The organism is Mesorhizobium sp. NZP2298 (genome assembly GCF_013170825.1).
Classification (GTDB): Bacteria; Pseudomonadota; Alphaproteobacteria; order Rhizobiales; family Rhizobiaceae; genus Mesorhizobium.
On the sequence record NZ_CP033365.1, the window covers coordinates 1,342,842 to 1,365,306 of the forward strand.

The following is a 22,465-nucleotide window of genomic DNA, read 5'->3' on the forward strand; positions in this document are numbered from 1 at the left end:
GCAGCTCATATTCGCATGAACATAGGCATTTGTTACAGGTTCGCCCAGCGGCGGACTTTCGACAAGATCAATGTTTCCGAGAAAGCTGCTTGGTCGCGCCTTCAAGCCCGGCCAGCGTCAGCGGGAACATGCGGCCGCCAAAGATGTCGCGGATCATCGCGATCGAATGGGTGTAGCCCCAGTTCTTCTGGTTTTCCGGATTGAGCCATACCGCGTTCGGCCATTGCTGCAGCAGGCGGCCGAGCCAGACGGCTCCGGCCTCCGGGTTCCAGTGCTCGACCGAACCGCCGGGGTGGGCGATTTCATAAGGGCTCATCGAGGCGTCGCCGACGACGATCACCTTGTAGTCCGGACCGTATTTGTGGAGGAGGTCTGATGTCGGGATCACCTCGGCATGGCGGCGCCGGTTATCCTTCCACACGCCTTCGTAGAGGCAGTTGTGGAAATAGAAATATTCGAGCTGACGGAATTCGGCTCGTGCCGCCGAAAACAGCTCCTCCACGCCCTTGATATGGTCGTCCATCGAGCCGCCGACATCGAAGAACATCAGCAGTTTCACGGCATTGCGCCGTTCAGGCCGCGTCTGCACGTCGAGATAGCCGTGCTCGGCGGTGGCGTGGATGGTGCCGGGCAGGTCGAATTCCTCCTCGGCGCCCTCGCGCACCCAGCGACGCAGCCGCTTCAGCGCTATCTTGATGTTGCGGGTGCCGAGTTCCACGGCATCGTCGAAATTCCGGAACTCGCGTTTGTCCCACACCTTCACCGCGCGTCGGTTGCGGCTTTCGTGCTGGCCGATGCGCACGCCCTCGGGATTATAGCCATAGGCGCCGAAGGGTGAGGTGCCGCCGGTGCCGATCCATTTCGAGCCGCCCTGGTGGCGGCCTTTCTGCTCCTCCAGCCTTTGCTTCAAGGTTTCCATCAGCTTTTCGAAGCCACCGAGCGCCTCGACCAGCTTTTTCTCTTCCTCGGTCAGGTGTTTTTCGGCAAGCCGACGCAGCCATTCCTCGGGAATATTGGCGACGTCGACCGCATCCGGTCCGCCCAGCGCCTCGATGCCCTTGAAGACATGGGCGAACACCTGGTCGAAGCGGTCGATGTGGCGCTCGTCCTTCACCAAAGCGGCGCGGGCAAGGTAATAAAAACCCTCGACGTCATAGTCGACCAGCCCGGCTTCCAATCCTTCCAGCAGCGACAGATATTCCCTGAGCGAGACGGGAACACGCGCTGCCTTCAGTTCGAGGAAGAAGGGGATGAACATCTTCTACCTATAGCAGATCATACTCGATGAAGCCGGTGCGACGCGCGACATGGTCGTAGAGCTTGCGCGCGGTGGTGTTGGTTTCGTGCGTCATCCAGTAGACATTCCTGACGCCGATTTTTTCCGCCGCGTCCTTCACCGCCTTGATCAGCGCCGCACCGATGCCCTTGCCGCGCACGTCCGGGTCGGCGAACAGGTCCTGCAGATAGCAGTTGTTTTTCTCCGACCAGCCGGAGCGGTGGTAGAGATAGTGGGTGAGGCCGACCGCCTTGCCGTCGAGAGTGGCGATAAAGCCCTTCGGCTCGAACTCGCCTTCCGTGAACAGCCGCTTCCAGGTAACGACGTAGACCTCTTCCGGCAGCTTGGTTTCGTAGAAGGTGAGGTAGTCGGTCCACAGGCGCTTCCAGTCGGCGTGGTCGGACTGCGCGAGCGGGCGGACGATAATCTCAGACATTTCATTCCTCCGAAGGGTTCTGGCCGAAGCTGCCTTCCTGTCCTGCCGGCAGCAACGGTCCACAGAAGGGCAAAGCGCTATTGCTGCCTGCCTATTGCTGCCTTCTCGCCATGAAGGCCAGCCGCTCGAACAGATGGACGTCCTGTTCGTTCTTCAGCAGCGCGCCGTGCAGCTTGGGCAGCGCGTTCTTGGGGTCGGCGCGCAAATCTTCCGGCGCGATGTCGTCGGCCACCAGCAGTCTTATCCAGTCGAGCGCCTCGGAGGTCGAAGGCTTCTTCTTCAGGCCCGGTACGTCACGGATTTCGTAGAACTGGGTGAGGGCCGCCCGCACCAAATTCTGCTTGATGCCGGGATAGTGGACGTCGACGATCCTGTGCAGCGTGTCGACGTCGGGAAAACGGATGTAGTGGAAGAAACAGCGGCGCAGGAAGGCGTCAGGCAGCTCCTTCTCGTTGTTGGAGGTGATGATGACGATGGGGCGCACGGCGGCGCTTATGGTTTCGCCGGTCTCGTAGACGAAGAACTCCATGCGATCGAGTTCCTGCAGGAGGTCGTTGGGGAATTCGATGTCGGCCTTGTCGATCTCGTCGATCAAAAGCACGACCTTCTTGCCGGCCGCGAACGCTTCCCACAGCTTGCCGCGCTTGATGTAGTTCTTGATGTCGTTGAACCTGGCATCGCCGAGCTGGCTGTCGCGCAGTCGCGAGACGGCGTCATATTCGTAAAGACCCTGCTGCGCCCGCGTCGTCGATTTGACGTGCCATTCGATGAGGTCGAGGTCGAGGGCGGCCGCCACCTGGCGGGCAAGCTCGGTCTTGCCGGTGCCGGGCTCGCCCTTGACCAGCAGGGGCCGTTCCAGCGCGATCGCCGCGTTGACGGCCACCATCAGGTCCTTGTCGGCGACATAGGCCGCCGTGCCTTCGAAACGCATTTTTGCTCCTTCGTTCATTCCGGGCGACCGTAAGGAGGCGGCTCGGCCCGCGCAAGAGTGGGGCGGCGATGGCGACGTCGCGAGCCCCGCACGGAAAGAATGGCAACTCTCTGGCGCTCGGGGGACCATCGGCCTATATTGAGGGAGACGGTCTGCGCTTCCCGGCAGGAGAACATTTTCCCCGGGGCCTTAACGATCCTTAGGGAGCTGTCCCTGGGAAGACCCGTGGGTTTTCTCACACGGCGCCCACCTACTTTGTAGGTTCCCGGGATCGCTCTCTCCACCGGTTGCGTGGATCGTCACTTCTTGCATGCGCTCGTGGATTCCGGTGGATGATGGGGTAGAAAACGTCGCTCCTAAAACGCCATCCATATCCGGCCTTTTCTATCGTGCGCGCATGACATCTCTCAAAGACCTGAAAAAACAGCTGCGGCGCGAAGCGCTTGGACGCCGCGACGCGCTCGATGAATTCTGGCGGGTCGAGGCAGCGCTCGAAATGGCCGAGACGGCGCGCGATCATCTCGCCATCGAGCCCGGCCAGATCGTATCCGGCTTCTGGCCGATGCGTTCGGAAGTCGACGTCAGGCCGTTGATGTTCGCCTTGCGCGAAAAGGGCGCGAGACTTTGCCTGCCGGCCATTCTCGACAAGACCACGATCGTCTTTCGCGAGCTGGTTCGCGGGGCACCGATGGTGGATATGGGCTTCGGCACGGTCGGACCCCATGAAGAGGCCGAGGTGCTTGATCCCGAGGTGATGCTGGTGCCGCTCGCCGCCTTCGACGCGCGCGGCCACCGCATCGGCTATGGCGCCGGCTATTACGACCGGGCGATCGCGAAGCTCGTCGACAAGGGGCATGCACCCCGGCTGATCGGCATCGCCTTCGAATGCCAGGAAGTCCCGCAGGTTCCGGATGAGTCCCACGACGTCGTCATCCCGGAAATACTCACAGAGAACGGGTTGCGCCGCTTCGCACCGAAATTGTAGATAATGGAGGCATGATCTTTTCGCGGACGTCATGCAGCTTTTGCTTCGCTGACTTTCGGTGCGGGATCATATGAGACTTCTCTTCCTCGGAGACATGGTTGGAAAAACGGGACGCACGGCGGTGTGGGAACAACTGCCTGGCCTGATCTCGGATTTCAAACTCGACTTCGTCATCGTCAATGGCGAGAACGCCGCCGGCGGTTTCGGCATCACCGAAGAGATATTCCGAGAAACGATCGCGGCCGGCGCCGATGTCGTGACCACCGGCAACCATGTCTGGGATCAGCGTGACGCACTCGCCTTCGCGCCGCGCGAAGAGCGCTTCCTGCGCCCTTCCAATTTTCCCAAGGGCACGCCCGGGCGCGGGTCCGGCGTCTATATCGCCAGGAACGGTGCCAGGGTCCTGGTCGCCAACATCATGGGCCGGGTGTTCATGCATCCGGAGCTCGACGATCCGTTCCAGGCCGGAGAGCGCGAACTGGCCGCCTGTCCGCTCGGCGAGCAGGCCGATGCGGTGGTGATCGACTTCCACGCCGAGGCGACCTCGGAGAAGATGTGCTTCGCGCATTTCGTCGACGGCCGCGCCAGTCTCGTCGTCGGCACTCACACGCACCAGCCGACCGCCGATCACCAGATCCTCAATGGCGGCACGGGTTACATTTCCGACGCCGGCATGTGCGGCGATTATGATTCCTCGCTCGGCATGGACAAGGAGGAGCCGCTCAACCGGTTCCTGTCGAAAGTGCCGAAAGGCCGCTTCGAGGCTGCGACTGGACCTGCAACATTGTGCGGTGTCGGCGTGACTATTTCCGATCGCACGGGCCTGACCGAAAAGATCGCGCCGTTTCGTCGCGGGCCGAGACTTGAAGAAACGGCCCCGTCTTTCTGGTCGTGACATTGATATAGAGGTTTGTAGTACCTAACTGCCGGCGACACTGCTCTAGATCGTAGAGGGGACGACCTCCATGCAGCTCATTGAGTTCCTGGCGCCGCATTTTCAGTTTGTATCCGATCCAACGGCCTGGGTCGCGTTGCTGACGCTGGTGGTGCTCGAGATCGTGCTCGGCATCGATAATCTGATCTTCATCTCGATCCTGACCAACAAGCTGCCGGAAGCGCAACGGGCCCGCGCCCGACGGCTCGGCATCTCGGCGGCACTGGTCATGCGGCTCGTGCTGCTGGCCACCATTTCGGTCATCGTCCAGCTGACGACGCCGGTATTCACCGCATTCGACCACGGCTTCTCCTGGCGCGACCTGATCCTGATCGCCGGCGGCCTGTTCCTGGTGTGGAAGGCGACGAAGGAAATCCATCATACCGTCGATCCGGACGACCATCAGGACACGATGCTGGGCGAGACGCTCAAGATCTCGCTGGCCGGCGCCATCTTCCAGATCCTGCTGCTCGACCTGGTCTTCTCGATCGACTCCATCATCACAGCCGTCGGCATGACCGACGAGATCGCCATCATGTACATCGCGGTGATCGTGGCCGTCACCGTGATGATGCTGGCGGCGGGGCCGCTGGCCAACTTCATCGCCCGGAACCCCAGCATCGTCATGCTGGCGCTGGGCTTTCTGTTGATGATCGGCATGACGCTGATCGCCGATGGCATGGGCTACCATGTGCCAAAGGGCTACATCTACGCGGCGATGGGTTTCTCGGCGCTGGTCGAGGGGCTCAACATGCTGGCACGGCGGCGCAAGAAAGCGAAATCCGGCGACGGGCACTAAGCGATCGGCAGCGGGATCATCATGACCAACCGCGCCCTAGCACTGCGCGCTGGACGAATTGAGCCGATTTATCTATAAGCCGGCCATTCCGACAGAGAACGCCGTGCTTCCGTGGGTTGCACCTGGAACGCTCTGAAATTTTGAATTCGAGCATTTTTGCGAAGGGCAAGGTGATCCACCTGGCTGCAGGATGCTCTAGCCGAGAAGACGACAGGGGTGCCATGGCTGGCCATTCGCAGTTCAAGAACATCATGCACCGCAAGGGCCGTCAGGACGCGGTGCGGTCGAAAATGTTTTCCAAGCTGGCGCGCGAAATAACCGTTGCCGCCAAGAGCGGCACGCCCGATCCATCGATGAACCCACGCCTGCGGCTGGCGATCCAGAACGCCAAGGCCGTGTCGATGCCGAAGGACAATATCCAGCGCGCCATCAACAAGGCCTCGATGGGCGATGCCGAAAACTACGAGGCTGTGCGTTATGAAGGCTATGGCCCAGGTGGCGTCGCCGTCATCGTCGAGGCCTTGACCGACAACCGCAACCGCTCAGCGTCGAATGTGCGCGCGGCCTTCACCAAGGCCGGCGGCGCGATGGGCGAAACCGGCTCGGTGTCCTTCATGTGGGACCGTGTCGGCGAGATCTACTATCCGGCATCGGCCGGCAGCGCCGACAAGGTCATGGACGCGGCGATCGAAGCCGGCGCCGACGATGTCGAGTCGGACGAGGAAGGCCACACGATCTACTGCGCCTTCGAGAATCTCGGCGAGGTGTCGAAGGCGCTGGAGGCTTCGCTCGGCGAAGCGGAATCGGTGAAGCTGATCTGGAAGCCGCAAAACAATGTTCCGGTCGACGAGGAGCGGGCACAATCGCTGATGAAGCTGGTCGCTACGCTCGAGGACGACGACGACGTGCAAAGCGTCTACGCCAACTTCGAAGTCGACGACGAGACCTTGGCCAAGCTCAGCGCGGCGTGATCGGCGGGATATGAGCAGAGCTCAATCCGATATGAGCGGAGCTCAATCCGATATGAGCGAGAAGCCGTTGCCCGCCATCCGCATTACCTATTGCACGCAGTGCCAGTGGCTGTTGCGCGCCGGCTGGATGGCGCAGGAGCTGCTCTCCACCTTCGGCACGGATCTCGGCGAGGTGACGCTGGTGCCCGGCACCGGCGGCGTCTTCACCGTCTCCTGCAACGACGTGCTGGTCTGGGACCGCAAGCGCGACGGCGGCTTTCCGGATGCGGCAAAACTCAAGCAGCTGGTGCGTGACGTGATCGACCCGGATCGGGATCTCGGTCATTCCGATCGCAAGGGCCACACGTCAAAAGGGCACGCGCAAAAAGACCCTGCCTGAGCTGAGGCTTTTGCGTTTCATCGACTGCTTTGTTTGACGCAAGTCCCAAGGGAAAGCGCTGCGCGCTTTTCCCGGGAAAACCGCCTCACACTTTTCCTGGAATTGCTTCTAGCGCAACGCGAAGATAAAGCAGGCCATCGCCACGATGGCGGTGATGGTGCGAACGTGGTTCCACATCACCCATTGGCTCAGATGGTTCGCCCACACGGCGGCACCGTTGCTGCTGGCCGGGTCGACAGCGGCAAGCGCATCGTTGAGAGGCACGTTGAAGACCATGGTCACGATCGGGTTGCCGATGACGTAGATCACCGCGCCGGCGAGCAGCCAGTACGAGCCGGACTGGGCCCAGCCCATAATGGCGGCGGCGATAAGCACCAGACAGAGCAGGCCGGTACCGAAAAGCGCCGTCATGAAAGTGGGCGTGATCACCGTGATGTTGATCGAATTCATCGCCGCGATGCCTTGCGGGACAGGCAGCCGGGCAAGCGCCGCCATGACGAAATTGGAAAAGGCGAAGAACACGCCGGCGACGAGTCCCGAGCCGATCGCGGCAATGATGGTGAGAGCGGGAAGAAGCTTGATCATCTCAGTTGCTCCAGATTCGGCTAGCGGCGGTTTCGGTTGCGTAGGCGGAGAAGTCTTTCGGTGGACGGCGTGCCGGAACGGGAGCCGATCCGTACCGGAATGCCCCGCGCCGTCAGCCGCTCGGCGAGACGGCGGCCGGTCTTGCCGGTGCCGCCGAGGATCAGGATAGGTTTGGTGTCGGTCATGGTGGTTTCCTCCGTTTGAAAAACATGAGTAATATTCACATTTGCAAAACGTGATAAACCCTCGTATTTTGCGGGTCAAGCCATTTCCTCGGCGATCGTGCCGAATGCTTTATTGGAGACAGCCCATGGAAGGCACGCCGGCCAACGAGCAGATCGCTTCGCCACGGCGGGCGCCGAGCCAGCAGCGCAGCCGCGAGCGGGTGGAGCGCATGCTGGCCGCAGCCTCGGCGCTGATCACCGAGCAAGGCAGCGATGCCATGCGCATGGGCGAAGTCGCGGAACGGGCGGGGGTGTCGATCGGCTCGCTCTACCAGTTCTTTCCCGACAAGCGGGCGATCATCTGGGCGCTGGCCGAGCGCTACACAGCCGAGAGCCAGGCCTGCATTTCAGCGGCACTCGCCAATGTCGGCGATGCCGAAGGCCTGCGGCGGGCTTTCTCGGACCTTGTCGATATCTATTACGGGCTGTTCCTGGCCGAGCCTGTGATGCGCGACATCTGGTCTGGCACGCAGGCCGACAAGGCGCTGCGCCAGCTCGAACTCGCCGACAGCCGGGCCAACGCTGAATTCCTTGTGGCGGTGCTGAAGCGCCTACATCCGGGCGCCGACCCGGTCTCCCTGGAGACGACCGCATTTCTCGTCTGGCAGATGGGCGAGGCCGCGATGCGGCTGGCCATCTCGGTCGACCGGCAGGAAGGCGACAGGCTGGTCGCCGCCTACAAGCGCATGGCGCTGCGGGAACTGACCGGAGACTGAGTGGCCCTGCGCATGTTCATCTTCCTCCCTCCGGCAAAGATGTGGCCGGCAAGGATGTGACCAACATCGCACCGCCTGGCGGCTGGTGCTCAAGCCGCCAGGCCTTCGGGCTCAGGCCGGTGATGCGCAGGAACTCGCGGTTGAAGTTCGATTTGCTGAGGAAACCGGCGTCGAACATGATGCGGGTGATCGGCTCGTCCGTCGTCGCCAGCAGGCGGCGCGCCTCGTCGATCCGCTGGTTGTTGACATATTGCGACACGCTCGATCCGTGGATGCGATTGATCGCCGACGACACTTGCCGTGCCGGCAGGCCGAGCCGCCTGGCGATGCGCCCAAGGTTGAGATCGACATCCTTGTAGAGTTCCTTCGACTGCATCAGCGCGTCGACCGCGGCCGCGACCGCAGAGTCTTCGCTGGTTATCCGCGGCGCGGCTTGCCCCCGAGGCTCATCCTCTTCTTCCTCGTCTTCGTCCGGTGCGGCGGTTTCGCTGGCGACCGCGGCAGCACCGCCGAGAAGCAACAGCGCCAGCACGTTGCCGCCGGCAATCACCGCGCCGGAATGAGATCCGCCGGTCCATTGCATGTCGAGACTGATGATGATGTCGGTGACCGGCGACGCGAGGATCGCCAGCGCCGTCACCCACAGCGACCGGTAGGACCGCAAGACGCCGTCGAGGCGCGATTCGACAAGGACATCCGGGCCGGCCAGTGCAAGCCAGAGAAGCGCCAGCCCATACGACAGGAACACCAGGATGATCACCGGGCCGACCGGCTCGCGCCAGAAGATCAACAGCAAGGCAACCAGGCAGGCCGGCAGCAGATGCGGCCACAGCCGTGCCAGGCGATGCTCCGATCGTTCCTTCGTCAAGCCGCTGAAGGCGATCCAGGCAAGCGGTGCGATCAGCGTCGCCAGCACCGACTGGACCGGCATCATGGCCCTGACATCATAACCCCAGCGGATGCCGATCAGCACCGACTGCAAGGCATAGGCGGCCATCAGTAGCATGAAGGCGATGTGCTCGCGCAGATCGGCCTCGTTTGCGCGGATCATCTGCACAAGCAGGATCACGAGCAGCAGGGCGACGACGAACGGCAGGGGAATGAAGATCATGATCGCAAGCGTGGTCCCAGGGCTGGCAGCGACCGACAATGACCTGGATTGCGTTCACGGTCGTCCCGGATCGCGATCGAGGTCGCGGAAATCGGCGTCCCGGGTCATTCCGACAGCGCCACGGTCCAGCCGGGACCGCCACACATGATCGGAGATATCAATGAAATCCGCAATTCTTGGCCTGCTGTCATTCGGCAGCGTCGTGCTTGCGTCACCGGCAAGCGGGGATGCCGGCAAGACACTTGATCTCGCCGGCGTGAGCGCCGTCGTCATATCGGGCGAAGCCAGTTCCGTCAGACTCACCACTTCGGCCTCGGCGCCTTACCAGGCGACGATCGGCAGCCGGCGCGAAGGCTGGTTCGCGCGCTGGTATTCGAGCTGGTTCGCCAATGACTGCAGCCTTGCCAGCGACATGAAGCTGGAGGCCTCGACATTGCGTATCGACGTTGCCCCCTCCTCATGGCTGGATCCCTCGGACTGCAGGGTCGAGATCAACGCCAACATTCAGCCCGAAAGTTCGGTGTCGATCGACCAGGCGGCGCTGCAGGCCAACATGTCGGGGGATTTCTCCACCATCGCCATAACCAGCAAGGCGGCCGATATTTCTCTGGATGGGCATGCCTCGACCGTGGACCTCAGAGGCGACGCGCTGAAAGCCAATCTCGCCTTCGGCAGCGTCAGGCAGGACGAAAACATCGCCATCACCGGCAAGGCGCTGGATGCCACGCTGTCCTTCGGGCAGGGGGTTGCGATCAGCTATTCGGTCACCGCGACGGCGTCCTTGGTCGACAGTTCGCTTGTCAGCACCGCCGGCGCCAAACCCTCGGTTGTCATCAAGGGTGACTTTGTTCGTGCCACCATTCGTTGAACAAAAAACCCGCCTCGAAGGCGGGTTTTTGATCTGCGGCAATGCCGAAAGGGCTTAGAGGCCGAAACCTTCGAAACGCTTCTTGAACTTCGACAGGCGGCCGCCGCGGTCGAGCAGGGTCTGCTGGCCGCCGGTCCAGGCCGGGTGCGTGGTCGGGTCGATATCGAGGTTCATCGTATCGCCTTCCTTGCCCCAGGTCGAACGGGTCATGTATTCGGTGCCGTCGGTCATGACGACCTTGATGGTGTGGTAATCGGGATGGATAGCGCTCTTCATGGCTCGGTTCCTGGCTTGCCGGCGCGGCTGACGGGCATGAGCCTGCGTCGATGCGCCTCTTTTTAAAACTCGAAGCCGCAGCTATTGAGGAGCCACGGCTTCTAAAACGGTCGGCGAGCCTATACATCAGGCGGAATTGAATCACAAGGCCGCGGCAAGCGCATATTGCGACGCCTAGAGCTGAAGCGGCTAGAGGAAACACCGAGATGGCGCAATCAAGCAGCGCAGACGAGCGCCGACGCTCGCTCAAGCCGCTCCGACGCCTGTTCCCCTATATCACGCAATATCGCACGCTGGTCGTCGGCGCCCTCATCTCGCTGGCCATCGCGGCGGCAACCACATTGGCGCTGCCGCTGGCCGTGCGGCGCATGATCGACCATGGTTTCTCGTCGTCCAGCACCACCTTCATCGCCGAATACTTCGCGGCGCTGGTGGCGATGGCCGCCATGCTGGCGGCGGCATCGGCCTGCCGCTATTATTTCGTCATCACGCTGGGTGAACGCGTCGTCGCCGATATCAGGCGCGATGTCTTTGCCCATGTGACGACGCTGTCGCCTGCCTTCTTCGACACCGCGCAGTCGGGCGAGATCGTGTCGCGGCTCGCCGCCGATACCACACAGGTCAAATCGGCGGTCGGCGCGACGGCCTCGGTCGCGCTGCGCAACGTCATCCTCGGCCTCGGCGCGGTGGGAATGATGGTCATCACCAGCCCGAAACTGTCCGGCCTGGTCATCGCAGCCATTCCCATCATCGTGCTGCCCCTGGTCGCCTTCGGCCGCTCGGTGCGGCGCAAGTCAAGGCAGGCGCAGGACACGCTTGCCGAGGCGACAGCCTATGCCAGCGAGCAGATCGGCGCGGTGCGCACGCTGCAGGCCTTCACCAATGAGAAACTGGTCACCGGGCGGTTTTCGGGCGCGGTGGAGGCTGCCTTCGAGGCTGCACGCGCCTCGATCTTCGCACGCTCCTTCCTCACCTTCTTTGCCATTTTCACCATCTTCTCGTCTGTCGTGGCGGTGCTGTGGTTCGGCTCGCGCGATGTGCTCGACGGCAATCTGTCGCCAGGCACGCTCGGCCAGTTCCTGCTCTATTCGGTGTTCGCCGCCGGTGCGCTCGGCGCGCTATCGGAAGTCTGGGGCGAACTTGCCCAGGCGGCGGGCGCGGCCGAACGGCTGACCGAGATCCTCGCCGAGAAGCCGGCGATCCAGGCGCCGGCCGATCCGAAGCCGCTGCCGTCGGTCGCCAAGGGCGCGATCGTCTTCGACAACGTCTCCTTCTCCTATCCGGCAAGGCCCGACCGTGCCGCCGTCCACGGCTTGAGTTTTCAGGTCATGCCCGGCGAGACGGTGGCCATCGTCGGTCCTTCAGGGGCCGGCAAGAGCACGGTGTTTTCGCTGATCCTGCGTTTCTACGATCCCGAAACCGGCAAGATCCTGATCGATGGCGTCGACGTGCGCGAAGCCGATCCGGTTTCGGTGCGCAAGCGTATCGCCATCGTCCCCCAGGACGTCACCATCTTCGCGGCGAGCGCGCGCGACAATATCGGCTTCGGCCGGCCGGGCGCGGGCAGTGCCGAGATCGAGGCGGCCGCGAAGGATGCGCTGGCCGATGAATTCATCCTCAAGCTCGAACACGGCTACGACAGTCAGGTCGGCGAACGCGGCGTGACGTTGTCCGGCGGCCAGCGCCAGCGTGTGGCGATCGCCCGTGCCATCCTGCGCGACGCGCCGATCCTGCTGCTCGACGAAGCGACCTCGGCGCTCGATGCCGAAAGCGAGACGCTGGTACAGACGGCGCTGGAGCGGCTGATGCAAGGCCGCACCACCATCGTCATCGCCCATCGGCTGGCAACAGTGCTGAAAGCCGACAGGATTCTGGTCATGGATGGCGGCCGCATCGTCGAGGAAGGCACGCATCAGAGCCTGGTCGCCAAGGGCGGCATCTATGCCAGGCTGGCCAAGCTGCAGTTCGAGACCGGCGCCAGCGCCTTCAGGGGCGCGGCGGAGTAGGTTCCGGCAGCCGGAGAGTATTCGAGAAAACGGCTGCACAGCGACTGAGACACCGCGCTGAAATCGCGGCGGGCGTCGAATTTAAGTAAAACAATAATTAGATCAACCTTAAATGTAGTCGTCATATGCCGACTGTGCGTCTTTACTGGGCTGGGATAAAGTACAAAATCTTCTGAGCTTCGTACCGGAAGATATGTGCGGCAGCTACACATCGTAAAGACGAATACTCACGCGCGGCGGGCGTATAAAATGTGGAGCAGTCCGTTCATCAGACCGGCGTAAGTTTTAGCTGAAATCGGCGCGCCGGAATCGGTTGATCATTCCTGATCCTGAGGAGGCAAATGCAATGAACGACTCCATAGCCATGGCGAAAAGAGTACCCAGAGCTTCGCTGTCCAGTTCCATGGAATTCTTCAACCGGGACGGATCGAAGCGGAAGAACGCAAGCCCATTCGTCGATCTGATGACCGGGCTGCGCAAGAAGGCGAGCAGTGCTGCGCAATCCGGCGTGGATCCCATTGCCGCAAGGGCGGAATTGCAGAAAGGGGTGGCAGGCCAGGAGTGGACGGGCGTGCGTTCCATTCCGGCCAACAAGTCGATCAAGAAGCTGGGGCAGAGGCTCATTTCAGAAGCGTTCCTCAGTTCCAGCATCAGTGTCTCCGAACTGGCCGACAGTTTGGGCACCATTCACTTTCGGGACCAATCAGGTGATGGGTCGTCGGGTCAGGATGTTTTCGGAACCCGTATCGATCTGGGCTCTATCGGCTGGTATTGGGACGCGTGGGCCGAGGAGACCGGCGACGGCGTTATCAAGAAAATCGAGACTTACCAGAATGTCGATACGTCCAAGATGGGCGGCTTTCTTCGCGCGGAGAATTTCAGTCCCGATGGCAGGGACTACATAAACGGTCATGCGGAAAGCGGCTTTTGCTGGGACTACACGCCCAGCCGCGATTGTCACCTGGAGATCCGTGCCTTGGTTGTGGAAACCTACTCGCGCAGCCGGCGAAGGCTTGGCGACCAATGGATGCAGGTCAGCAACTGCCAGATAGACCAGGAGAATTACCTCACGGCCGGCTATTTCTCGAGCGGCATAGAAAGCTATGGGAAGGTGTTCCGAGACGTCGGGCCGAGTTCAGCCTATGTCGGCGACGGGGATCACAGCCAGGACGATGCTTCCCAATACGGAACCAAGAATACGTACTATGGGTATCCGGATGTGGACATCGTGACCCGAGGCGACAGCCGAACGTTGGAACTCGCCATTTCACCCATCGGCCAAATGTACAAGGACCGATCCGTGACGTGTTTTCTCGGTGCCAGGTCGCAGATGTTCGCGTCGCTGGACGACGTGACCGCCGACCTCTGGCAGGGAGGTACGTGGAAGGTCATAAATCTGTTCGTCAGGGAGATCTGACGGCAGCCTGCTTAGAGTTGTTTTGATGCAGTTCCGGACGGAAAACTGCCCCACATTTTTCCTGGAATTGCCCTACTGGTGCCGGATCACGAACGATCCCGGACCGACGGGCGTGAGCAGAGACCATCTCATGGTCCCGCTCACGCCCCGTAGCGTTGCTTCAGGTGATTGACGAAGTACACGGCGTTGAGTTTTTCGCCGGTGGCGCGCTCGAGCAGGTCCGGTGTCGACCATCGCGACCCCTGCGACCATATCTTCTTGCGGCGCCAGTCGTTGATTGCTCCGAAATTGCCTTTCGCCAGGTCGTCGTCGGCGGCAGGATGCTCGCGCGTCAGCGCGGCCCATTGCTGCGCCGCCATCATCGCGCCCAGCGTGTAGGACGGGAAGTAGCCGAAGGCGGCGCCCGGCCAATGCACATCCTGCATCGGCCCGTCGGCCGGATTGTCGATGGTGGAGAGGCCGAGATAGTCGCGCATCTTGGCATCCCAGGCTTCGGGGAGATCAGCCACCTCCAGCCTGCCCGAGACCAGGTCCTGCTCCAGTTCGTAGCGCAGGATGACATGCAGCGGATAGGTCACCTCGTCGGCGTCGACGCGGATCAGGCCGCGCTCGACGCGATGCACATGCGGCAGGAGATCGTCGAGCGACCAGGCCTCGCCGAGATGCTTTTCCACCACCGGCAGCGCCCAGCGCCAGAAGGCGGGATTGCGGCCGATCTGCTTTTCGACGAACAGGCTCTGGCTTTCATGCACGGCCATGCCGCGCGCCTTGCCGAGCGGCCAGTGCGACCATGCTTTCGGCAGGTTCTGCTCGTAGAGCGCGTGGCCAGTCTCGTGCAGCACGCCCATCAGCGCCGACAGGAAATCGGACGTCTTGTAGCGGGTGGTGATGCGCACGTCGCTGGGCACGCCGCCGCAGAAGGGATGGTGCGAGACCGACAGCGAGCCGTGCGTCAGGTCGAAGCCGACCGCCGCCATCATGGCAAGGCCGAGCTCGCGCTGCTTGTCGATCGCATAGGTACCCGAGAGCGGCTTCAGCGGATGCTTGCGCAGCCGCGCTTCCTGGATCGCCAGCGCCTCCGGCACGAAGCCTTTGAGAAAGGCTTTCAGGTCGGCGAAGACGGGGGTGATGTCGGCGGTACGGTTGCCGGGGTCGAATTGCTCCATCAACGCATCGTAAGGGGCGAGGCCGAGCACGTCGGAGCGCAGGGCCGCCTCTTCGCGCACCAGCGCCACCACGCCCTCGAGCGCCGGCTGGAAGCCCGTCCAATCGTTCTTGGCGCGCAGATCGCGCCACAGCTGCTCGCAACGCATGCGCGCCGTTGTCTGGCGTTCGACGAATTCGACCGGCAGACAGGTCAGGTTGGTGTACTGCCGCCGCAATTCGCCCAGCGCCGCGCGCTGCTCGTCGTCGAGCGCCTCGGCTTCGGCGGCGGCGATCCAGTCGGCGATTTCCGGTGCGGTTGCCCTGGTGTGGTACATGCCGGCCAGTGCCGCCATCGCCTCCGCACGCTTCTCGCCGCCGCCGACGGCCATATGCGTCGCTTCGTCAGCGCCGAGGATGGCCAGCGCATGCTCGAGCGCTTCGAGCTTGTGGCCGAGGTCGTCGAGTTTCTGAAAGGACATGGCGACTTCCGTGATTGAGGACGGCGCGAAAAGACACCAACGCAAAAGCGTTGGCAACCCTCAGAGCGGTTCTCCGTTTAACGGAAACGGCAACTTGCTCTCACTCATTGTCTTGACGCAATTCCCCAGGGAAAGCGCCGCGCGTCTTTCCTGGAATTGCTCCGGATACCGTCCGGCAGATGCACCTTGCGCAGCCGATGCCACACATGAAATGCTGCGGGCAACGCGTGCAGGGAGAGCAAATGGCCGGCAACATCCTGGTCGGGCTGGTGGCCTTGATCCATGTCTACATCGTCTATCTCGAGATGATGCTTTGGGACACGCCGCGCGGGCACAAGACATTCCGCCTGACGCCCGAATTCGCCAAGGCCTCGAAGGTGCTTGCCGCCAATCAGGGTCTCTACAACGGATTTCTCGCCGCCGGACTGGTCTGGGGGCTCTATCTCGGCACCTCCGGTTTTCAGGTCAAGGTCTTCTTGCTGCTGTGCGTGGCCATCGCCGGCCTCTACGGCGCGGCGACGGTCGGCCGCAAGATCCTGTTCATCCAGACCGTGCCGGCGGTGGTCGCCCTCGTCGCGCTCTGGCTTGGTTGGTAGCAAGCTGGGCTGGTGAGGAAAAAGGACGCCCGCGGAATTGGGGTCCCGAAGGCGCCAAGTGGTCCCTTCCTCTTTGACGTTCCAAAGGCCTCAGCCGTTCGGGTAGTTTCCGCCGTCGGAACCATCGCCCATCAGGAAGCCGCTGCCGGTGTCGACCCTCAGCCGCTGGTCGACATTGTCGAGACGGCGCAGCAGTTCATGATATTGCGCGGCCGGTATCCTGCCGTGATCCGACGCGGCTATCTTCTGGGCTGCCTGGTTGATGCGCGCGGTGCGCATTTCCAGGCGCTCAGCCACGGCCGGGGTAATGTTGTTGGCCAGCCTGGCGTCGACAATGCCCTGGTGGACCCCCTGAACCTGTTGCATGAGAGCCTCGACACGCGGGCCGGTCATGTCTGTCGGGTCGGTCGCGTCGAGAGCGCCCTTGTGATGGCCCGCGGCATAGGCGCCGGCGAGCGGAATGGCGATAAAGGATGCGGTCAGTGCTGCAGTTCTGAGCGTGGGGTTAAAAGAGCGCATCGTCGCGTCTCCTCCAGAAGAGGAAGGCAGCGGTTCTTTCGTCTGCCTTCCAGCCGCGGGCCGTCGGGTTCCGTCGCGTCGCGATGGGAGGCATCGCCGGCGGTTCTCGGCCCTGCGCGGCAGGCTAGGAGCGCTCCGGCGGGAAGTGGAATTAAAAAAAGATAATGTTTTCAGGCCTTGCCGACAGCCGTCTGCGCCCTAGAGTTGAGTCGTCGAACAAATTCGCGTGACATCGCGTGATGATGGTTCAACGTTCGGTGAGCTTCAGTTCAATGCGGCGGTTCTTGTTGCGCGCCTCGTCGGTATCGGCGGGGTCGAGCGGCTGGAACTCGCCAAAGCCGGCGGCGACCAGCCGGTTGGCCGGCACGCCGTTCTCGATCAGGAACTTGACCACCGAAGTCGAACGCGCCGTCGACAGTTCCCAATTGTCGCGGTAGCGGCCGGTGCCGGAGAGCGGCTTGTTGTCGGTGTGGCCATCGACACGCAGCACCCAGTTGATCTCCGGCGGAATCTCCTTCTGCAACTCGATGATGGCGTCGGCGAGTTTCTTCATCTCGATCTTGCCGGCATCGTTGATGACCTCGGAGCCGGTCGGGAACAGCACTTCCGACTGGAAGACAAAACGGTCGCCGACAATGCGGATGTTCTCCCGGTCGGCGAGGATCTCGCGCAGGCGTCCGAAAAAGTCGGAGCGGTAGCGGTTCAATTCCTGCACGCGCTGCGCCAAGGCGACGTTGAGGCGGCGGCCGAGATCGGCGATCTTGGTGTTGGAATCGCGGTCGCGGGCCTCCGAAACGTTGAGCGCGTCCTCGAGTGCTCCGATCTGCTTGCGAAGTGCGGCGATCTGCTGGTTGAGGATCTCCACTTGGCTCAGTGCCTGCTGGCTGATCTGGCGCTGGTTGTCGAGTTCGCCGCCCAGTTCCGCGGCACGCTGGTTGGCCGCGTCCCCGGCGCCGGCACCTTGCGCCAGCAATTGCTCGAGCCGGCTCTTTTCCGCCTCCGCCGCCGACAGCGACGCCTGCAGGTTGGCGAGCGAATCCTCCTTGTCCTGCGCCGTCGAGCGCTCCAGGGCCAGAAGCTGGGTCAGTTCGTTGATCTGCGAGTTGAGACGATTGAGCACCGTGTCCTTGCCGGAGATTTCACGGCCGAGCAGGAACTGCGCCAACACGAAAACGGTGAGCAGGAACATGATGGCGAGCAGCAGCGTCGACAAAGCGTCGACAAAGCCCGGCCAGTAGTCGATGCGGCGATCGGTACGCCGGCCCCTGGCAAGCGCCATGTCAGTGCACCCCGGGCTTCTTCAGGGCGTCGGCGATCTTTTCCAGCGTGTTGCGCATCGCCTTCTGTTCATCGGACTGGGCCTCGACCCAGTCGCGCATGATCTGCTGCTCGGAGCGCATGTTCTTGACCAGGCCGGAAATACCGTCGGCGAGATTGGCCATGGCGGTGGCGACACGAGGATTGGAGCCGCCGCCATTCTCCTGCATGCTGCGCAGCCGCTCCGACAACAGGCGGATTTCGTCCGACGGTTCGGACTTGGCCGGATCGGAGACGACGATGTCGGAAGAGAGATCAGTGACCGAGGACAGCCAGTTCTCAAGCTCGGTGTAGAAGCGCGTCTGGGCGCGGCCCGCCTGCAAATCGAGGAAGCCAAGCACCAGCGAACCGGACAGGCCGAACAGCGAGGATGAGAAGGCCGTGCCCATGCCGGCCAACGGCGCCGACAGGCCCTGCTTCAGGGAATCGAGCACCGCGGCGGCGTCACCCGTGCCGGGATCGAGCGATTCGATGGTCTCGCGGATCGAGCCGATCGTGTTCAACAAACCCCAGAAGGTACCGAGCAGGCCGAGGAACACCAGGAGGCCGACCAGGTAGCGCGAGGTGTCGCGGCTTTCGTCGAGGCGCGTGGCAATGGAATCGAGCATTGTGCGCATCGAAGAGGTCGAGAAGGCCATGGTCGAGGAACGGCCGATCATGGCTTTCATCGGCGCCAGCAGCACCGGTTCGGTGGTTTCCGAGCCGGCGCGGAAGGAGTTGACCCAGCGCACCTCGCGAAACAGCCGCCCGACCTGGGCGAAGGCGAGCAGGATGCCGACCATCAGCACGCCGATGATCAGGCCATTGAGGCCGGGATTGGTGACGAAAGCCGTCGAGATCTGGCGGGTCAGGATGGCGGCAATGAAGGCGACGATGGCCAGGAAGATGACCATGGTCAGCAGGAACACCTGCGGACTCGATAGTTTATGCGGATCGTAGATCAGTACGTCGGAGCGCCTGCCCATGCCGAAGGATCTGAGAAAAGCCATCCGTGCCCCGTTTCCGATGCCGCTGCCGCCGATCACGTAGTTGGCGACTCTAAACGGAATTGTGACCAAATTGAATGGCGCTTGGCAATATTGCCGCGAGCGTATCAGAAGCGGTTTATCACCAGGCAGTCGACCATGGCCGACAGATGCAGGCCCGCTCCAGTGACGACGAAGCCGTGCCACAGCGCGTTGTGGAAACGCAGCCCCTTCCAGGCAAAGAAAATGACGCCGCAAGAATAGACGACGCCACCGGCGACGATGAGCACGATCGACGTCGTCGGCAGTGTCGCGACGAGCGGCTTGACCAGGACGATGCCGCTCCAGCCGATGGCGAGATAGAAGACGATCGCCAGCCGGTCGAAACGGCCGGGAACGAACACCTTGATGGCGATGCCTGTCGCCGCCGCGATCCAGACCAGCGCGATCATCCAGTGGGCCAGCGGCGAGCCGTCGAGCTGGGCCAGAAAGGGCGTGTAGGTGGCGGCGATGAGAAGATAGATCGCGGCGTGATCGAAGCGCCGCAGAACCCATTTGGCCGGTGACGATACCGGCCACAGATTATAGGCCAGCGACACCGAGAGCACGGTGAGCAGCGAAACGACATAGAAGGCGGCGGCGACGTACTCGCCGGGTCCGACCCGAAACGCCGCCAGCGCCAGCAGCGCCGAGCCGGCCGCGATCGCCAGCACGATGCCGACAGCATGGACAATGCCGTCGGCGATCATCTCCGCGCGGGAGTAGTGCCAGCGCCCGACAAAGGGGATTTCGAGTTGCGGCGGTGTTTCGGTCATCGATCGTCCTGCGTCACCCCGTATCTGGGCAACCGCCGGACAGTATTTCAAGCTTTGGTGGCGGTTTTGCGACTGCGGCCGTTCAGCGCGGCGGAAGCTTTAGCGGGGTGCGAGGGGCTTTTTCACCGTCTTCAGCAGCGCGCGCTGGATGACTTCGTTGCCGGCGACGACGGAGCCGTTGTCCAGCATGTCCTGCCCGCCATCCATGTCCGAGACGAAACCGCCGGCTTCGCGGATCAGCAGCAGGCCGGCGGCGATGTCCCAGGGCGACAGGCCGATCTCCCAGAAACCGTCCATGCGGCCGGCGGCGACATAGGCAAGGTCGAGCGAGGCCGAGCCGAGGCGCCTGATGCCGGAAACCTCGGCCATGACGTGGCGCAACTCGATCAGGAAATTGCCGTGCTGGCCGCGCCCCAGATGCGGCACGCCGCAACCGATGACGGCGTCGACGAGCTTGGTGCGGCCGGCGACGCGCAGGCGGCGGTCATTCAGGAAGGCGCCGCCGCCGCGCTCGGTAGTATAGAGCTCGTCCATGGCCGGATTGTAGATCACGCCGGCAACGATCTGGCCCTGACGCTCCAGCGCGATCGAGACGGCGAAAAGCGGAATGCCGTGCAGGAAATTGGTGGTGCCGTCGAGCGGATCGACGATCCAGCGGTGCTGGCTGTCGTCGCCGGCGACCGTGCCGCGCTCTTCCATCAGGAAGCCGTAGCCCGGGCGCGCCTTCGACAATTCGGCGAAGACGATGTCCTCGGCCTTGCGGTCTGCCTGGCTGACATAGTCGCCCGGCCCCTTCATCGAGACCTGCAGGTTCTGGACCTCGCCGAAGTCGCGCGACAGCGAGCGGCCGGCCTTCATTGCGGCCTGGACCATGACGTTGAGAAGGGCTGAGCGTGCCATCGTGCTTCTTCCTGCTGCTGCGCGCTTTAAACTCTGTCTTTATGCATGTCGGTGACCCAAAACCGGGGCCGCTTTTGGGCAACATGCATCAGTCGGCGCGGCGCACGTAAGTGATTTCGTTGGTGTCGACGATTATGCGTTCGCCGGCGCCGATGAAGGGCGGCACCAGGACGCGAATGCCGTTCTCCAGCACCGCCGGCTTGTAGGAGGATGCCGCCGTCTGGCCCTTCACCACCGGATCGGCCTCGGTGATGGTCAGTGTCACATAGTCGGGTAGCGAGATGCCGATCGGCCTCTCCTCGTAAAGCTGGACCGTCACCATCATGCCGTCCTGCAGGAACGCGGCGCGGTCGCCGACGAAATCCTTGTTCAGTTCGAGCTGTTCGTAGCTCTGGGTGTCCATGAACACCAGCGCGTCGTCCTGCTCGTAGAGGAAGGAAAAATCCTTCAGGTCGAGGCGGATCTGTTCGACCGTCTCGGCCGAGCGGAAGCGCTCGTTGAGCTTGGTGCCGTTGATCAGGTTCTTCAGTTCAACCTGGTTGTAGGCGCCGCCCTTGCCGGGCTTGACGGTGTTGGTCCTGACCGCCACCCACAGGCCGCCATCGTGCTCGATGACATAGCCGGGACGGATTTCGTTGCCATTGATCTTGGCCATGATGATGGGATCCGGAATGAGATTTTCGCCGGGACAAGCGATTTAGGGGCTCCCAAGACCACAAATCGCCCGGAGAGGCAAGGGAGCGGGCAGGAATGGACGGTTGCACGGGCTGCCATCAAGGCAGGCGGTTCGCCTTCTGCAGGGCCTGCTTGGTCTGGTCGTCGCCCAGCCCTTGCAGGAAATCGTCCATGTCGGGGTCGATGAGACCGGCGCGGCGGGCGACGATGTACCAGGCTCCGGCGAGCACGAGGTCCGGGTCGGTGCCGATGCCTTGCATATAGAGTTTCGCCAGGCGGTTCTGGGCGGCGACATTGCCGCCCTCGGCGGCCTGCTTCGTCCAGCCGAAAGCCGATTTCAGATCACGGGCACCGCCGCGACCCTCGATCATCCAGGCGGCGAGATCGATCTGCGCGGTGTCATAGTTCTGTCGTGCGGCCTGCGCCAAGAAGCGCCTTGCCTGCGCATCGTCGTGCGGCTTGCCGCCGACGCCATTGGCGTAGATCTGGGACATGGCGTATTGCGCGTCGGGGAGCCCGGTCGCGGCGGCGCGCTCATAATAGGAGACTGCTTTGGTCAGGCCGGCGTCGCCGGGATCCTGCTGGACCAGCATCTGCGCGAAATTGAACTGCGCCAGCTGGTTGCCGGCTTCGGCCGCGGCCTGCATCAGGGCATAGGCCTCCTTCGTGTCCTTCTTGACGTAACGGCCGTCGAGCAGCATCAGAGCGTATTGGAACTGTGATTCCGGCACGCCCTGTTCGGCGGCGGCGGCGTACCATTTGGCCGCCTCCGCTGCGTTGAGCGGTACGCCCAGCCCGCGCGACAGGATCTCGGCCACCAATGTCTGCGCCGCCGGGTCGCCATTTTTCGCGCGGACCAGCGCAAGGTTGTAGGCCGTCTTGTAGAGCCCGCGCTGGAAGGCGCCGTAGGCCGCGTCCGCCGGCTTGGCCCCGAAGCGGTCGGGATTGATGCTGTCGGCCGAGGGCAGCGGCGCCGGCTCCGCCGTGGTGGCGGGTTGCGGCAGCTGCTTTTCGATCGGCTTGTCGGTGTGCACGCCGATTTCGGGCTTGGGCTGCGGCAAGGGAATCGTTTCGGCGGCGGCGGCCTGGATCATGACCGCTGCAAGCAAGGCCTGAAGGGGAAGCCTCACCGGAGCCAC

Annotated in this window: 24 protein-coding genes, 1 other RNA gene and 1 pseudogene; 11 read left to right on the forward strand and 15 right to left on the reverse strand. The window is 62.7% G+C overall.

Translation table 11 applies throughout. From position 1 onward, the window contains the following. Positions 1-67: 67 nt before the first annotated feature. From EB231_RS06460 to EB231_RS06470, 3 genes are all read right to left on the reverse strand, one after another. Positions 68-1,258, reverse strand: a complete 1,191-nt coding sequence (locus EB231_RS06460; protein WP_172348095.1) for a vWA domain-containing protein — start codon at positions 1,256-1,258, stop codon at positions 68-70. A gap of 7 nt (positions 1,259-1,265) precedes the next feature. After that, on the reverse strand, positions 1,266-1,712 hold the full coding sequence (locus EB231_RS06465) for a GNAT family N-acetyltransferase (protein WP_172348096.1): 447 nt from the start codon (positions 1,710-1,712) through the stop codon (positions 1,266-1,268). Positions 1,713-1,803: 91 nt separating this feature from the next. After that, the gene (locus tag EB231_RS06470) at positions 1,804-2,643 is read right to left on the reverse strand and encodes an AAA family ATPase (RefSeq protein WP_172348097.1); all 840 of its coding nucleotides are present in this window, start codon (positions 2,641-2,643) and stop codon (positions 1,804-1,806) included. A 146-nt stretch (positions 2,644-2,789) separates the two neighbouring features. Between EB231_RS06470 and ssrS the strand changes: the two genes are divergently transcribed. The 6 genes from ssrS to EB231_RS06500 all read left to right on the forward strand — a co-directional run bounded on the left by ssrS (position 2,790) and on the right by EB231_RS06500 (position 6,711). Continuing rightward, positions 2,790-2,945, forward strand: a non-coding RNA gene (ssrS, locus tag EB231_RS06475) — 6S RNA. Between the two features lie 95 nt (positions 2,946-3,040). Continuing rightward, on the forward strand, positions 3,041-3,628 hold the full coding sequence (locus EB231_RS06480; protein WP_172348098.1) for a 5-formyltetrahydrofolate cyclo-ligase: 588 nt from the start codon (positions 3,041-3,043) through the stop codon (positions 3,626-3,628). Positions 3,629-3,698: 70 nt separating this feature from the next. Beyond that, complete coding sequence (locus EB231_RS06485; RefSeq protein WP_172348099.1) at positions 3,699-4,523, forward strand: TIGR00282 family metallophosphoesterase; 825 nt, start codon at positions 3,699-3,701, stop codon at positions 4,521-4,523. A gap of 70 nt (positions 4,524-4,593) precedes the next feature. Then, on the forward strand, positions 4,594-5,361 hold the full coding sequence (locus tag EB231_RS06490) for a TerC family protein (protein ID WP_172348100.1): 768 nt from the start codon (positions 4,594-4,596) through the stop codon (positions 5,359-5,361). A 221-nt stretch (positions 5,362-5,582) separates the two neighbouring features. Next, positions 5,583-6,332: a YebC/PmpR family DNA-binding transcriptional regulator gene (locus EB231_RS06495; RefSeq protein ID WP_172348101.1), complete on the forward strand. Its 750-nt coding sequence runs from the start codon at positions 5,583-5,585 to the stop codon at positions 6,330-6,332. A 52-nt stretch (positions 6,333-6,384) separates the two neighbouring features. Further along, positions 6,385-6,711, forward strand: a complete 327-nt coding sequence (locus EB231_RS06500) for a SelT/SelW/SelH family protein (protein ID WP_206681894.1) — start codon at positions 6,385-6,387, stop codon at positions 6,709-6,711. A 108-nt stretch (positions 6,712-6,819) separates the two neighbouring features. Here EB231_RS06500 and EB231_RS06505 read toward each other — a convergent pair whose 3' ends face one another. Together EB231_RS06505 and EB231_RS06510 are read right to left on the reverse strand one after the other, a co-directional pair. Beyond that, on the reverse strand, positions 6,820-7,296 hold the full coding sequence (locus EB231_RS06505; RefSeq protein WP_172348103.1) for an anthrone oxygenase family protein: 477 nt from the start codon (positions 7,294-7,296) through the stop codon (positions 6,820-6,822). Between the two features lie 65 nt (positions 7,297-7,361). After that, positions 7,362-7,481, reverse strand: a pseudogene (locus EB231_RS06510) (NmrA family transcriptional regulator); the annotation flags it as partial. A gap of 125 nt (positions 7,482-7,606) precedes the next feature. Here EB231_RS06510 and EB231_RS06515 point away from each other — a divergent pair. Then, positions 7,607-8,236, forward strand: coding sequence for a TetR/AcrR family transcriptional regulator (locus EB231_RS06515; protein WP_172348104.1), 630 nt, complete (start codon positions 7,607-7,609; stop codon positions 8,234-8,236). 16 nt (positions 8,237-8,252) lie between these two features. Here the strand turns inward: EB231_RS06515 and EB231_RS06520 are convergent, their stop codons facing one another. Further along, on the reverse strand, positions 8,253-9,347 hold the full coding sequence (locus tag EB231_RS06520) for an AraC family transcriptional regulator (protein ID WP_172348105.1): 1,095 nt from the start codon (positions 9,345-9,347) through the stop codon (positions 8,253-8,255). 160 nt (positions 9,348-9,507) lie between these two features. Between EB231_RS06520 and EB231_RS06525 the strand changes: the two genes are divergently transcribed. Then, complete coding sequence (locus tag EB231_RS06525; protein WP_172348106.1) at positions 9,508-10,215, forward strand: hypothetical protein; 708 nt, start codon at positions 9,508-9,510, stop codon at positions 10,213-10,215. Between the two features lie 54 nt (positions 10,216-10,269). On the opposite strand, the gene rpmE is transcribed toward EB231_RS06525, so the two are convergent. Beyond that, entirely contained in the window at positions 10,270-10,491 is a 222-nt protein-coding gene (gene rpmE, locus EB231_RS06530; protein WP_096451251.1) for a 50S ribosomal protein L31, read from the reverse strand. Positions 10,492-10,697: 206 nt separating this feature from the next. Here rpmE and EB231_RS06535 point away from each other — a divergent pair, with 206 nt between their 5' ends. After that, the gene (locus tag EB231_RS06535) at positions 10,698-12,497 is read left to right on the forward strand and encodes an ABC transporter transmembrane domain-containing protein (RefSeq protein WP_172348107.1); all 1,800 of its coding nucleotides are present in this window, start codon (positions 10,698-10,700) and stop codon (positions 12,495-12,497) included. 346 nt (positions 12,498-12,843) lie between these two features. Next, positions 12,844-13,914: a hypothetical protein gene (locus tag EB231_RS06540; protein WP_172348108.1), complete on the forward strand. Its 1,071-nt coding sequence runs from the start codon at positions 12,844-12,846 to the stop codon at positions 13,912-13,914. Between the two features lie 140 nt (positions 13,915-14,054). Here EB231_RS06540 and EB231_RS06545 read toward each other — a convergent pair whose 3' ends face one another. After that, positions 14,055-15,539 carry a carboxypeptidase M32 gene (locus EB231_RS06545; protein ID WP_172348109.1) on the reverse strand — a complete coding sequence of 495 codons (1,485 nt, stop codon included), beginning with the start codon at positions 15,537-15,539 and terminating at the stop codon, positions 14,055-14,057. A gap of 242 nt (positions 15,540-15,781) precedes the next feature. On the opposite strand from EB231_RS06545, the gene EB231_RS06550 reads away from it, so the two are divergent. Then, positions 15,782-16,135, forward strand: a complete 354-nt coding sequence (locus EB231_RS06550) for a DUF1304 domain-containing protein (protein WP_172348110.1) — start codon at positions 15,782-15,784, stop codon at positions 16,133-16,135. A 90-nt stretch (positions 16,136-16,225) separates the two neighbouring features. On the opposite strand, the gene EB231_RS06555 is transcribed toward EB231_RS06550, so the two are convergent. From EB231_RS06555 to EB231_RS06585, 7 genes are all read right to left on the reverse strand, one after another. Beyond that, positions 16,226-16,654 (reverse strand): hypothetical protein, encoded by a 429-nt coding sequence (locus tag EB231_RS06555; protein ID WP_172348111.1) that lies wholly within the window; start codon positions 16,652-16,654, stop codon positions 16,226-16,228. Positions 16,655-16,901: 247 nt separating this feature from the next. After that, a complete protein-coding gene (locus tag EB231_RS06560) occupies positions 16,902-17,933 on the reverse strand; it encodes a peptidoglycan -binding protein (protein WP_172348112.1) in 1,032 nt (343 codons plus the stop codon). A 1-nt stretch (position 17,934) separates the two neighbouring features. Continuing rightward, the gene (locus tag EB231_RS06565) at positions 17,935-18,960 is read right to left on the reverse strand and encodes a MotA/TolQ/ExbB proton channel family protein (RefSeq protein ID WP_172348113.1); all 1,026 of its coding nucleotides are present in this window, start codon (positions 18,958-18,960) and stop codon (positions 17,935-17,937) included. 104 nt (positions 18,961-19,064) lie between these two features. After that, on the reverse strand, positions 19,065-19,751 hold the full coding sequence (gene trhA, locus EB231_RS06570; RefSeq protein WP_172348114.1) for a PAQR family membrane homeostasis protein TrhA: 687 nt from the start codon (positions 19,749-19,751) through the stop codon (positions 19,065-19,067). A gap of 99 nt (positions 19,752-19,850) precedes the next feature. Further along, the gene (locus EB231_RS06575) at positions 19,851-20,651 is read right to left on the reverse strand and encodes an inositol monophosphatase family protein (protein WP_172348115.1); all 801 of its coding nucleotides are present in this window, start codon (positions 20,649-20,651) and stop codon (positions 19,851-19,853) included. A gap of 88 nt (positions 20,652-20,739) precedes the next feature. After that, positions 20,740-21,306, reverse strand: coding sequence for an elongation factor P (gene efp / locus EB231_RS06580; protein ID WP_019861758.1), 567 nt, complete (start codon positions 21,304-21,306; stop codon positions 20,740-20,742). 118 nt (positions 21,307-21,424) lie between these two features. Continuing rightward, positions 21,425-22,465, reverse strand: a complete 1,041-nt coding sequence (locus tag EB231_RS06585) for a tetratricopeptide repeat protein (RefSeq protein ID WP_172348116.1) — start codon at positions 22,463-22,465, stop codon at positions 21,425-21,427.